Consider the following 12106-nt stretch of genomic DNA (forward strand, 5'->3'; position numbering starts at 1 on the left):
CGTTCTGATCCTGTTAATGCGCTATGCCTTGGAGATGTCGTGGTTCTCGCCCGCCCCGCTCCAGTAGCCCGGCACCGTCAGGCGCTTCTCCGAGCGGCGGAACAGGTGCGCCAGCACGCTGCACATGGCGAAGTAGATGGCGCCGACCATCGTGTAGACCGTCAGGGCCTGGAAGGTGGCGCCCGCCAGCATTTCGCCGGCGCGCATCAGCTCGTACACGCTGATCACGGCCACCAGCGAGGTTTCCTTGATCAGCACCAGCGCGTAGTTGCCCAGCGCCGGAAACACCGTGCGCACGGCCTGCGGCAGCACCACGCGGCGCAGGCGGTCGACCTTGTTCAGGCCCAGCGCGCGCGCCGCCTCGTACTGGCCGGAATCGACCGACTGGATGCCGCTGCGAAACAGCTCGGCCAGGTAGGCGCCGAAGTTCAGCGTCAGGCCCAGCACGCCGGCCACGAACGCATTGATCACCACCCCCAGCTCCGGCATGCCGTAGTAGATGTAGAACAGCTGCAGCAGCAGCGGGGTGCCCCGGATGATGTCGATGTACAGGCGCGCGCCGCGGCTGAGCACGCGCGACTTGGACAGGCGGCACAGGCAGACCAGCAGGCCCAGGGCGACGGCCAGCACCGCCGAACAGAAGAACAGCGCCAGCGTCCACATCGTGCCTTCGGCCAGCGGCGTCAGGTACATGCGCAAGGTTTCGAGATTCATCGTCGCCTCCTGCCGCGCGCGCTTATTTGCTGATGAGGTCGGCCACACCCCACTTGCGCCCGATCTCGGCCAGTTCGCCATTGCGCTTCATCTCGGCCAGCGCGGCATTGACCGCGTCCAGCAGCGCCTTGTTGTCCTTCTGCACCGCCAGGCCCACGTGCCACTTTTTCTGCGGCTGGTACTGCGTGGCCAGCTTCACGCCGGGAATCTTCTTGGTGCGGATCTGGTAGATGATGCTGGGCGGGTCGATGATGCCCAGCTCGATGCGGCCGGCGCGCACATCGGCCAGCAGGGTCGAGTAGTCCTGGTAGGTGGAGACCTTGGTGTCCGGCATGTCCTTGATCATGTTGAACTGCACCGAATCCACCAGCACGCCGATGCGCCGGCCCTGCAGGTCCTCGAAGCGCTTGATGTCGTCGGGGTTCTGCTCGCGCAGCACCAGGCCCTCGCCCCATTCGTACACGGGCGCCGAGAAGTCGATCACCTTGGCGCGCTCGGGCGTGACGAACAACGGCGCCGACATCACGTCCGCGCGGCCGGACGTCAGCGTGGGGATCAGGCCCGAGAACGGCACGTCCTTCAGGTTCATGGCCACGCCCAGGTGCTTGGCGACGGCGGCGCCCACGTCGACCATGATGCCTTCGAGCTGGTTGCTGGCCGGGTTCTTGAAGCCGTGCGGCGGCGCCGACGCGGTGGTCACGACATTGGCGGACTTGGCGGCGCGCACTTCGTCCAGCGTGCGGGCCGCGGCGCTGCCCGCGTGCGCCAGCATGCCCACGGTCGCCAGGATGCCCAGAGCGGCTTTGATCTTCATGTGTATTCCCCTTGTAGCGTGGCGGCTCAGTCCGGCCGCCCTTGCGGATAGGCCTGTACCGCCGCGGCGGCCAGGGCGCAGAATTCTTGCATCACGGAGGCCGCCAGGAACGCCGTCGCGCCGCCCACGTCCTGCGGCGGCGATACGGTATTGACGTCGAAGGCGACGAAGTTCAGGCCGCTCAGGGCCCGCAGCAGGTTCAGGCCCTCCTTGGGCGAGAGGCCGCCCCACTCCGGCGTGCACACGCCCGGCGCGCAGGAGGGATCGAAGATATCCATGTCGAAGCACAGGTAGACCGGCCGGTCGCCCAATTGGCCGCGCAGGCGCGCCAGCGTGCCAGCCTGGTCGCGGTCGAAGTCGTCGTACGGGATCACCGTGTAGCCGACTTCGCGGCCGTACTCGATGACGCCGCCCATGAACGAATTGCCGCGCGTGCCCACGTGGAAACTGTGCGAGAGATCGATCAGCCCTTCCTCGGCGGCGCGCGTGAAGGTGGTGGCGGTGTTGTAGCCGGCGATGGGATAGGTGTCGGTGTGCGAATCGAAATGCAGCACGGCCACGCCCGGCCAGCGGCGCGCCACCGCGCGCAGCTGCGGCAGCGTGACCGCGCCGTCGCCGCCCATGGTGATGGGAATGGCGCCGGCTTGCAGCACCTGCGCGACGGCCTGCTCGATGGCCGGATAGGAAGCCTGCGGATCGCCCGGCACGCAGGCCACGTTGCCCAGGTCCAGCAGGCGCAGGAACTCCACCGGGTTGTCCACCCCGGCGCGGCGCGCCAGGTCGTACGGACGCAGCAGGCGCGATTGCTCGCGTATCGCGTCCGGCCCCTGCCGCGCGCCCACCCGGAACGGATGCGTGCCGCAGTCGAACGGAATGCCCAGCACACAGGCCAACGCGGCCTCTCCGGCGGGGCGCCGCGCCGGCACACCCATGAATCCCCCACCTGCCTGGACCACTGCTTCTGTACCCTGCTGCACGACGAGCTCCCGGCTTGCGCCATCAGATAATTTCACACCAGTCGTATCGACTGTCGATACGATCATGTCGTAAATAGATTATCAATGCGCGAAAGATCCGGAAAGCTAGGGTATTCCCCTTGCTCCCTCGTCAAATACCCGAGTGATTTAGTCTGAATTCAGCGCGGATGGCGGGGCCATCAGATAGAACGGCGGCATCACGCCCAGCGTGCGCGAGGCGCTGATCGCATGCGCGGTCTCCAGCACTTGCGGACCGAAAACCGCCTGCGCTTCCTCGAAGCTCCAGCGGCTCGACGGCACCGAGATATTGACCGAGCCGGCCGGGGTGCCGGCGTTGTCCAGGACGGCGGCGCTGATGGTGATGTCGCCGGGATAGTACTCGCCGTTGGAGCGGGCATAGCCATGTTCGCGCGTGAACGCCAGCTCGGCCATCAGGGCGTCCAGGTCGGTCAGCGTCGTGGCGGTGCGCGCCGCGCGCGGGCTTTGCTGCAGCAGGCGGCGCGCGCGGTCGGGCTCGAGCCGGGCCAGCACGGCGCGGCCGGCGGCGGCGCAATACATCGGGATGCGCATGCCCACCGGCATGTGCACGAACATCTGCTTGTGGGTGGCGAAACGTGCCACGTACACCATGTCCAGGCCGTCCGGCTCGGCTAGGCTGCAGGTTTCCTGGCTGGTGCGGTTCAGCGAGTGCAGGAACGGGTTGCCGCCCAGCACCAGCGGGCTGGTCTGGGCATATTGCATGCCCAGTTGCAGCGACTGCGGCGACAGCGAGAATTTCTTGCTGTCCGGATTCTTGCGCAGGTAGCCCAGCGTCCACAACGTGTGCGCAAAGCGCTGCGCCGCGCTCTTGGTCAGGCCCGTCGCCTCGGCCAGCTCGGGCAGCGTCATGGCCGGCCGGCCTTCGCTGAACGCCGCGAGCAGCGTCAGGCCGCGCGCCAGCGCGGCCACGAACAGGGGCGAGTCTTCGGGTGCAACGGTGGTCATGGCGGCGGGCAGGAGGCGGAAAGCGCATAGCGTACCGCAATACGGGACGGGCGTATCGCTTGGCGATCTTTCCCGCCCCGCCGCCCTCGCCCTAGCGTATCGGCCAGGGATACATGGCGCCGCCCTGGCTCCAGAGCGCGTTGACGCCACGCTGCAGGCCCAGCCGGCTGTCCTTGCCGACGTTGCGCTCGAAGATCTGGCTGTAGTTGCCCACCGCCTTGATGGCGTTATAGGCCCACTTCTCGTCCAGCCCCATGTTCTTGCCGGCGCCGGGCGTCACGCCCAGGATGCGCAGCACGTTGGGGTTCTTGCTCTTGAGCATCTCGTCGACGTTCTGCTGGGTGATGCCGTATTCCTCGGCCTCCATCAGCGCGAACAGGGTCCAGCGCACGATGCCCAGCCAGTTCTCGTCGCCCTGGCGCACCATGGGGCCGAGCGGCTCTTTCGAGAAGCGCTCGGGCAGGATCTCGAAATCGTCGGGCTTGGCCACTTGCGTGGCGCGCACGGCCGCCAGCTGGGAAGCGTCGTCGGTGAACGCGTCGCAGCGGCCCGACTCGAACGCCCGCACCACCTCCGTGACCTTGTCGATCACGACCGGCGTGAACTTGATGCCATTGGCGCGGAACCAATCGGCCAGGTTGAGCTCGGTAGTGGTGCCCGGCTGCACGCAAATGGTGGCCTCATCGAGCTCCTTGGCGGATTTCACGCCCAGCGCCTTGCGCACCAGCACGCCCTGGCCATCGTAGAAACTGGCCGCCACGGCCGCCAGGCCAAGCGAGGTGTCGCGCGTCTGCGTCAGCGTCACGGTGCGCAGCAGCACGTCGACCTCGCCCGATTGCAGCGCGGTGAAGCGTTGCTGGGTGGACAGCGCCGTGCCCTTGAATTTGCCGGCGTCGCCGAACACCGCGGCGGCGACGGCGCGGCAGATGTCGACATCCATGCCTTCCCATTCGCCCTTGCTGTTGGTGGCGCTGAATCCGGCCACGCCATCGGTCAGCCCGCATTGGACGAACCCTTTCTTCTTGACCGCGTCCAGCGTGGGGCCGGCGTGCGCCGCCTGCGCGCCCAGGGCCAGGGCCAACGCCCCCGCCGCCATTGCAATATGCCGCTTCATAGCCGCTTCTCCTGGTGAGTGCCGTGGCCGACCTCGTGCGTGGCCATCCGGCGATGGGTGCCCGCGTGTGGCAGGTCCGCGTGAGATTACGCCCGGCCGGCAGGCGCGGCAATCAGGAGTTACGCCCCTGGCCCGCTCAGGTGCCGGGCAGGTCGGTGGTATCGAGAGAGAAGGCGGCCGCGGCGCGGCCGATGCGGTCGTTGACCGCGTCCCAGTCGCCGGATCGCGGCGGCTGCTCGACCAGGATGCGCGCATAGGCTTGCCGGTCGAGTTCGCGCAGCAGCGCGTACAGCGCCTGCGCGTAGCGCGCCGGGTCGGCCGGGGCCATGCGCCAGTGCACCTCGGCGGGCAATCCGGCTGGCGCCGGCGCCAGGGCCACGACCGCCTGGCGTACGCCGGCGGGCGCGGCCGCCAGCGCGCGCGGCAACTGCGCGGCGTCGAGCAGCTCCAGCGGCGTGCGCGGCGCGTAATGCGCCTTGAGCGTGCCCGAGGCGCGCGGCGCCGCGGCGTCCGGGCGCGCGACCGGCATGCCCAGCACGGCGGCCACCTGCGCCGCGCTGATATGGCCAGGCCGCAACAGCACCGGGCCCACGCCCTGGTCCAGGCGCGACAGGTCGATGATGGTGGATTCGATGCCGACCTCGGCATCGCCGCCATCGAGCACCGGCATGCCGGCGGCGACTTCGCGCGGGAATTCGGCGCGCACGTGCTCGGCCCGGGTGGGCGACACGTGGCCGAACGTATTGGCCGACGGCGCCGCCACCCCGCCCTGCCCGTTGGGCTTGCCGGCCGCGAAGGCGCGCAGCAGCGCCTGCGCCACCGGGTGCGAAGGGCAACGGATGCCGATGCTGTCCTGGCCGCCGCTGACCGCCGCCCCGATGTGGGGCGCGCGCTTGAGGATGAGCGTCAGCGGCCCGGGCCAGAACGCCTGGATCAACTGGCGCGCCGCCGCGGGCACGTCGCTGGCCCAGTAATCGACATCGCCTTCGGGAGCGATGTGGACGATGACCGGATGATTCGACGGCCGGCCCTTGGCGGCGTAGATGCGCGCCACCGCCTGCGGATTCTCGGCGTCGGCGCCCAGGCCATACACGGTTTCGGTGGGAAAGGCCGCCAGTTCGCCGGCCAGCAGGCAGGCGGCGGCGTGGGCGACGGCGGGATCGGCGGCGTTCATGGGGGCGGGAATCAATGCGTCAGAACGGCGCGGCCATGCCCAGCGCGCGCGCCACGCGCGCCGCGTCGTCGCGCGCCTGCTCGGGCGTGGCGGCCACGATGGTCACGTGCCCCATCTTGCGGCCGCGGCGCGCCTCGCGCTTGCCGTACAGGTGCAGCTTGGCGCTGGGCACCGCCAGCGCGGCGGACCAGTCGGGTTCGCGCGGCGCATGCGCGCCCGGCTCGAACCACGCGTCGCCCAGGATATTGAGCATCACGGCCGGCGCCAGCAGATCGGCGCTGCCCAACGGCAGCCCGGCCATGACGCGGGCCTGCTGCTCGAACTGGCTGGTGACGCAGGCGTCGATGGTGTAGTGGCCGCTGTTGTGCGGCCGCGGCGCGATTTCGTTGACCACCAGCCGGCCGTCGCCCAGCACGAAGAACTCCACGCACAGCACGCCGTGGTAGCCCAGGCCCTGCGCGATGGCCTGCGCCGCCTGCGTGGCCTGGACCTGGCGCGCCGCGTGGCTGGCGTCGGCCGAGCCCGGCGTCACGGACGACACCGCCAGGATGCCGTCGCGATGCACGTTGCGGGCGATCGGGAAGACCATGCTGGCGCCGTCGAAGCCGCGCGCGATCACCACCGAGATTTCGTACTCCAGCGGCAGCAGCGCTTCCAGCACACAGGGGACGCCGCCGAACTCGTCGAACGCGGCCAGCGCCTCTTCGCGGCTGGCGATGCGCGCCTGGCCCTTGCCGTCGTAGCCCAGGCGCGCCACCTTGAGGATGCCCGGAAACAGCGCCTGGGGCGCGGCCAGCAGATCGTCGCGGGCGCGGATCGCTGCGTGCGGGGCGACCTCGATGCCCTGGCCGGCGATGAAGGTTTTCTCGGCGATGCGGTCCTGCACCACGGCCACCGCGTCGGCCGCAGGGCTGACACGGCAGCGCGCCGCCAGCGCGCGCAGGCTGTCGGCCGGCACGTTCTCGAATTCGGTGGTCACCGCGCGGCAGCGGCCGGCCAGGCGCGCCAGGCCGTCGGCGTCGTCGTAGGCGGCCTGGATATGCAGATCGGCCACCATGCCGGCCGGGCACTCGTCGGCCGGGTCGAGCACGGCGACCTTGTAGCCCAGGCTCTGGGCGGCATGACAGAACATGCGGCCCAGCTGGCCGCCGCCCAACAGGCCCAGCCAGTCGCCGGGAGCAATGGGATCGAACGTGGAGGATTGCGTCATGGTCAGGCTTCGGGAGGCACTTTCATGGCGCGCGCCGCATCGGTCTGCCGCGCGCGGAACGCGACCAGCCGGGCGTGCAGGGCGTCGTCGGTGGTGGCCAGCGTGGCGATGGCATGCAGCGCCGCGTTGGCCGCGCCGGACTCGCCGATGGCAAAGGTGGCCACCGGCACGCCCTTGGGCATCTGCACGATGGAAAGCAGCGAGTCCTCGCCGCGCAGATACCTGGACGGAACCGGCACGCCGAATACCGGCACCTCGGTCAGCGCGGCCATCATGCCAGGCAGGTGGGCCGCGCCGCCGGCGCCGGCAATGATGGCGCGCAAGCCGCGCGCGCGCGCCGCCGCGCCATACTCGGCCATGTCCTGCGGCATGCGGTGCGCCGAAATCACGCGCGCCTCGTGCGCCACGCCGAAGTCCTGCAGCATGGCCACGGCGTGTTTCATGACCTCCCAGTCGCTGGAAGATCCCATGATCACGCCCACCAGGGGCGCGCCCGATGCGCTAGAGTTGCTCGTCATAACCGGTATGTAGATAGGGATGGAAAGACGGCCCGCCAGGCGGCCGCGAATCGGCTATTTTACCGTGCCGCGGCAGGCGCCTGCCGGCATGGCCATCCCCGCGCCCACGGGCGGCCGCACGCAGCCGCGCGGGACCGTGATCGCGCGCTACAGGACGGTGCCGGCGGCGTTGGCCAGCACCGCCACCAGGAACAGGCCCATCACCAGCGCGCCGGGCAGCGCCACCGGCTTTTTCAGGGCGTTGTCGCCCCACTTGCGGTCGGCCGCCAGCATCAGGGTGCAGTACACCAGCATGGCGCCGAACAGCAGGAAGGCCCAGCCCTGCCAGGGCGGCGCCGCCGCGCCGGCCTCCGGCGACAGCAATTGCCAGCCCGCCGCCGCCAGCCCGCCCAGCGCGGGCGCCAGCACCATGGCGTAATGCAGCGGCGACGGCCCCATGCGCACGTTCAGCAGCAGGCCGACGCCGATCAGCACCAGCGCCGCGCGCTGCAGCAGGCACAGCGGACAAGGCGCCTGCCCGTCGAGCCACTGCCAGGCCAGCGCCGACAGCAGCAGCAGGCTGACCGCCAGCAGGACCAGGGTATTGACGATGCGGGAACCGCGGCCGGGATTGCGCAGGAAGATCATGGCGGACTCAGAGCGCCAGCGGCAAGGGCACGGGGCCGGTCATGTAGCGATGCGCGCCCACGGCGAACACCGCCAGCGTCACCAGCCAAAGTGCGAAACAGGGCCGCCGCTTGCCCAGGATGCCGAACCAGACGGCCAGTGCTCCGCTCAGAAATGGCAACATCATGAGCATTTCATCGCTCCCCTCGCGTTTGCCTTTATGGGATGAAGGGCGAGTATAACGTAACAATACGAAATAATTCACGATAAATCCGTAGCAAGGCTCAATCCGCACGGACTTCCTCCAGCAGCTCCGGATGGCGATCCAGCAGCCTGAGCAGCTTCACCAGCGCCAGGGGCGGGCGCGTCTTGCCGTTCTCGTAACGCGAGAACGCATTGGTGCCGCCGCCGAACAGCGCCGCGGCTTCGCGCTGGTCCAACCCCAGCTTCCTGCGCACCCGCACGATGAACCCGGGGTCGACGCGGCGGGCGTTGACCAGGCGGTTGAAAGCCAGCATGGCCTCGCTCACCCGCGCCGATTCGGCGCCATCGAGCACGTTCTCGCCGCATGCCGGACACCAGTCGCCCGTCACCGCCGCAATGGTGATGGTCTCGCCCTTGTAGCTATAGGGCACATCGCGAGTATCACGCGCCAGCGCGGCCGCTCCGCATACGGGACACTTCATGGTCACAACTCCTTGAACGACACGATCAGCACGCCGTCGAGGACCGTCAGCTTCAGGTAGACGGCACCCATCGCTGTCACTGGGCAATAGACGTCCTGCCAAATGCGATGGTCGGCATGGGTAGTCATGCTTTTGTGGAAATCCCGCGGTGTCAGTGCAAGCACGATTTCGACCATGGCGCTGAAATCCAGCCCCAGCGCCGCCGCGCCGGACAAGGCGGAATACGTGGCTCGGACCTGGCCTGCATGGACCAGCGCCTTGAGCGCCGGCAGCTTGCAGTGCGGTGTTCCCTTTTCCATTCGAGGCTAAACAAGAAAGAAAATTTTGGCAAGTAGGTTAATAAATCACGCCGGCGCGGATAAATCCATTGTGCGGGCGTAATGGTTGCGCCGCCGCCCCGGCGCGACGCTTTTATCCCGGCTTTTTTGCCGCCGGGCCGCCCCAAGGCAAAAAAGCCCCCTTGGGGGGCAGCAAGCCCGCACAGCGGGCGCAGCGTGGGGGCCTTTTTTTGTCGCCGCGCCTCCAATGAAAAAAGCCCGCGCGCCCCGAAGGGCGGCGGGCCTGGACGGCGCCGGCAGGGCTCAGGCGAGCAGGCGGTCGAGCGCTTCGCGGTACTTGGCGGCGGTCTTTTCCAGCACGTCGCGCGGCAGGCGCGGCGCGGGCGGGGTCTTGTCCCAGGGCTGGGTTTCCAGCCAGTCGCGCACGAACTGCTTGTCGAACGAAGGCGGGCTGATGCCCACCCGGTAGCCGTCGGCCGGCCAGAAGCGCGACGAGTCGGGCGTGAGCACTTCGTCCATCAGGTGCAGCGTACCGTTGTCGTCCAGCCCGAATTCGAACTTGGTGTCGGCAATGATGATGCCCTTGGTGGCGGCAAAGCGCGCCGCCTCGCCGTACAGGCGCAGCGTCACGTCGCGGATGCGCTCGGCCATTTCCTGGCCGACTTCCTTGACCACATGGGCGAAGTCGACGTTCTCGTCGTGCATCCCGAACTCGGCCTTGGCCGCCGGCGTGAAAATCGGCTCGGGCAATTGGCTGGCCTGCTGCAGGCCGGCGGGCAGCGCGATGCCGCACACCGAGCCGCTGGCCTGGTAGTCCTTCCAGCCCGAGCCGATCAGGTAGCCGCGCGCCACCGCCTCGACCAGGATGGGCTTGAGGCGCTTGACCACCACGGCGCGGCCGCGCACCTGGTCGACCTCGTCAGGCGCCACCACGTCCTCGGGCTGGATGCCGGTGGAGTGGTTGGGCAGGATATGGGCCAGCTTGCGCAGCCAGAAGTCGGTCAGCTCGGTGAGCACCTGGCCCTTGCCGGGGATGGGATCATCGAGGATGACGTCGAACGCCGAAATGCGGTCGGACGCCACGATCAGCAGCTTGTCGTCGCCCACGGCGTACATATCGCGCACCTTGCCGCGCCCCAGGAGCGGCAGGGACTTGATGCTGGATTCATGCAAAGCGGAAGTCACGGGATGGCCTATGGCAAAAATAAAACTTCCCGCCCGCGCGAGGCTGGGCAGGAAGCGTCGATGACGGGCGTGCCGCGGCGGCTCGCGAGGCAGCCAGGGCCGCGGGCGCGGCACGCGCAGGCGTTAGGTTACTGCAAATGGCCCCGCCCTGTCCGGCCGCCCTCGACGCAAACGGCCGGGACAGGTAGCCTCGGGGCATCCCTGCCAAACGGAGAGTCCGATCCCATGAGCCCTGCCCCCGCCGCCGGCACGCCGGCCGACATCCATACCTATACCGGCGGCTGCCTGTGCCAGGCAGTGCGTTTCCGCGCCACCGGCCCGCTGCTGGCCGCCGCCACCTGTCATTGCCGCGAATGCCAGTACCTGAGCGGCGGCGCGCCGGCGCATGCCCTGCTGCTGCCGGCCGGCGCGCTGCGCCTCGAACGGGGCGCCCCGCGCGAGTACCATTACCGCAGCGCGGCGGGACGCCGGGTCATGCGCAGCTTCTGCGCCGACTGCGGCACGCCGCTGTTCGGCCATACCGAAGACGCCGGCTACACCGTGGTGCGGGCCGGCGCGCTGGACGAACCGGCGCGCTTTGCCAACCAGCTCACGGTCTGGACCGCCTCGGCGCCGCCCTGGCACGCCATCGACACCGCCCACCCGCACTTCGCGGGCAATGCGCCGTCATAGCGCGAGGCCATGAAAAAACCGGACGCGCGAGCGTCCGGTTTTTTCATGCGGGCGGGCGGCGCCGGGCGCCGCGCCGGTCGCCGCCTTACTGCACAACCTGGGCCAGCTTGCCGGCGGCGTATTGCTGCGCCATGTCGGCCAGCGGCAGCGGCTTGATCTTGCTGGCGTTGCCGGCGGTGCCGAACTGCGTGTAGCGCTGCACGCAGATCGCCTTGGCGGCGGCACGGGCCGGCTTGAGGTATTCGCGCGGATCGAACTTGCTCGGGTTCTCGGCGAAGAAGCGGCGGATCGCGCCGGTCATGGCCAGGCGGATGTCGGTATCGATGTTGATCTTGCGCACGCCGAACTTGATGGCTTCCTGGATTTCCTCGACCGGCACGCCGTAGGTTTCCTTCATGTCGCCGCCGAATTCGCGGATCTCGGCCAGCAGGTCCTGCGGCACGCTGGAGCTGCCGTGCATCACCAGGTGGGTGTTGGGCAGGCGGGCGTGGATTTCCTTGATGCGCGCGATCGACAGGATGTCGCCGGTGGGCTTGCGGGTGAACTTGTAGGCGCCGTGGCTGGTGCCGATGGCGATGGCCAGCGCGTCGAGCTGGGTGCGGCGCACGAAATCGGCGGCCTGCTCGGGGTCGGTCAGCAGCTGTTCCATGGTCAGCTTGCCGTCGGCGCCGTGGCCGTCTTCCTTGTCGCCCTGCATGGTTTCCAGCGAGCCCAGGCAGCCCAGTTCGCCTTCGACCGTCACGCCCAGCTTGTGGGCCATGTCCACCACTTTCTTGGTGACGTCGACGTTGTAGTCGTAGTCGGCAATGGTCTTGCCGTCTTCTTTCAGCGAGCCGTCCATCATCACGCTGGAAAAGCCCAGGTCGATGGCGCCCTGGCACACCGCGGGCGACTGGCCGTGGTCCTGGTGCATGACGACCGGAATGTGGGGGTACGACTCGACGGCGGCCTGGATGAGGTATTTCAGGAAGCCTTCGCCGGCGTATTTGCGGGCGCCGGCCGAGGCCTGCATGATCACCGGGCTGTCGGTCTCGGCGGCGGCTTCCATGATGGCCTGGACCTGCTCCAGGTTGTTGACGTTGAAAGCGGGAATGCCGTAGCCGTGCTCGGCGGCGTGGTCGAGCAATTGGCGCATGGAAACTAGGGCCATGGGGAGACCTCCTGAGGTACTTTA

At 68.7% G+C, this 12106-nt stretch carries 15 protein-coding genes; 1 reads left to right on the forward strand and 14 read right to left on the reverse strand.

The features are described from left to right. Positions 1 to 21: 21 nt before the first annotated feature. From EL288_RS17030 to EL288_RS17090, 13 genes are all read right to left on the reverse strand, one after another. The gene (locus EL288_RS17030; RefSeq protein WP_003809541.1) at positions 22 to 714 is read right to left on the reverse strand and encodes an amino acid ABC transporter permease; all 693 of its coding nucleotides are present in this window, start codon (positions 712 to 714) and stop codon (positions 22 to 24) included. Positions 715 to 736: 22 nt separating this feature from the next. Beyond that, the gene (locus EL288_RS17035; RefSeq protein ID WP_003809539.1) at positions 737 to 1528 is read right to left on the reverse strand and encodes an ABC transporter substrate-binding protein; all 792 of its coding nucleotides are present in this window, start codon (positions 1526 to 1528) and stop codon (positions 737 to 739) included. A 26-nt stretch (positions 1529 to 1554) separates the two neighbouring features. Next, on the reverse strand, positions 1555 to 2460 hold the full coding sequence (locus tag EL288_RS17040) for an arginase family protein (protein WP_003809536.1): 906 nt from the start codon (positions 2458 to 2460) through the stop codon (positions 1555 to 1557). Between the two features lie 192 nt (positions 2461 to 2652). Beyond that, complete coding sequence (locus EL288_RS17045; RefSeq protein WP_033459181.1) at positions 2653 to 3489, reverse strand: IclR family transcriptional regulator; 837 nt, start codon at positions 3487 to 3489, stop codon at positions 2653 to 2655. 91 nt (positions 3490 to 3580) lie between these two features. Beyond that, complete coding sequence (locus EL288_RS17050) at positions 3581 to 4603, reverse strand: amino acid ABC transporter substrate-binding protein (protein WP_003809532.1); 1023 nt, start codon at positions 4601 to 4603, stop codon at positions 3581 to 3583. A gap of 136 nt (positions 4604 to 4739) precedes the next feature. Beyond that, positions 4740 to 5777 (reverse strand): L-threonylcarbamoyladenylate synthase, encoded by a 1038-nt coding sequence (locus tag EL288_RS17055; RefSeq protein ID WP_003809529.1) that lies wholly within the window; start codon positions 5775 to 5777, stop codon positions 4740 to 4742. A gap of 19 nt (positions 5778 to 5796) precedes the next feature. After that, on the reverse strand, positions 5797 to 6987 hold the full coding sequence (locus EL288_RS17060; RefSeq protein WP_003809527.1) for a 5-(carboxyamino)imidazole ribonucleotide synthase: 1191 nt from the start codon (positions 6985 to 6987) through the stop codon (positions 5797 to 5799). Between the two features lie 2 nt (positions 6988 to 6989). Next, a complete protein-coding gene (gene purE, locus EL288_RS17065) occupies positions 6990 to 7505 on the reverse strand; it encodes a 5-(carboxyamino)imidazole ribonucleotide mutase (RefSeq protein WP_033454360.1) in 516 nt (171 codons plus the stop codon). A gap of 147 nt (positions 7506 to 7652) precedes the next feature. After that, positions 7653 to 8132, reverse strand: coding sequence for a disulfide bond formation protein B (locus EL288_RS17070; protein WP_003809523.1), 480 nt, complete (start codon positions 8130 to 8132; stop codon positions 7653 to 7655). 7 nt (positions 8133 to 8139) lie between these two features. Next, complete coding sequence (locus tag EL288_RS17075) at positions 8140 to 8376, reverse strand: DUF5993 family protein (protein ID WP_003809519.1); 237 nt, start codon at positions 8374 to 8376, stop codon at positions 8140 to 8142. A 19-nt stretch (positions 8377 to 8395) separates the two neighbouring features. Next, positions 8396 to 8797, reverse strand: a complete 402-nt coding sequence (locus EL288_RS17080) for a type II toxin-antitoxin system MqsA family antitoxin (protein WP_003809516.1) — start codon at positions 8795 to 8797, stop codon at positions 8396 to 8398. Between the two features lie 2 nt (positions 8798 to 8799). Next, positions 8800 to 9096 (reverse strand): type II toxin-antitoxin system MqsR family toxin, encoded by a 297-nt coding sequence (locus EL288_RS17085; RefSeq protein ID WP_003809515.1) that lies wholly within the window; start codon positions 9094 to 9096, stop codon positions 8800 to 8802. A 282-nt stretch (positions 9097 to 9378) separates the two neighbouring features. Beyond that, positions 9379 to 10260 (reverse strand): phosphoribosylaminoimidazolesuccinocarboxamide synthase, encoded by an 882-nt coding sequence (locus EL288_RS17090; RefSeq protein WP_003809513.1) that lies wholly within the window; start codon positions 10258 to 10260, stop codon positions 9379 to 9381. Positions 10261 to 10485: 225 nt separating this feature from the next. On the opposite strand from EL288_RS17090, the gene EL288_RS17095 reads away from it, so the two are divergent. Continuing rightward, positions 10486 to 10932 carry a GFA family protein gene (locus tag EL288_RS17095; RefSeq protein ID WP_003809511.1) on the forward strand — a complete coding sequence of 149 codons (447 nt, stop codon included), beginning with the start codon at positions 10486 to 10488 and terminating at the stop codon, positions 10930 to 10932. 85 nt (positions 10933 to 11017) lie between these two features. On the opposite strand, the gene fba is transcribed toward EL288_RS17095, so the two are convergent. Beyond that, the gene (gene fba, locus EL288_RS17100) at positions 11018 to 12082 is read right to left on the reverse strand and encodes a class II fructose-bisphosphate aldolase (protein WP_003809510.1); all 1065 of its coding nucleotides are present in this window, start codon (positions 12080 to 12082) and stop codon (positions 11018 to 11020) included. Positions 12083 to 12106 lie beyond the last annotated feature (24 nt).

Origin of the sequence: Bordetella bronchiseptica (assembly GCF_900636925.1) — a bacterium.
Classification (GTDB): domain Bacteria; phylum Pseudomonadota; class Gammaproteobacteria; order Burkholderiales; family Burkholderiaceae_B; genus Bordetella; species Bordetella pertussis.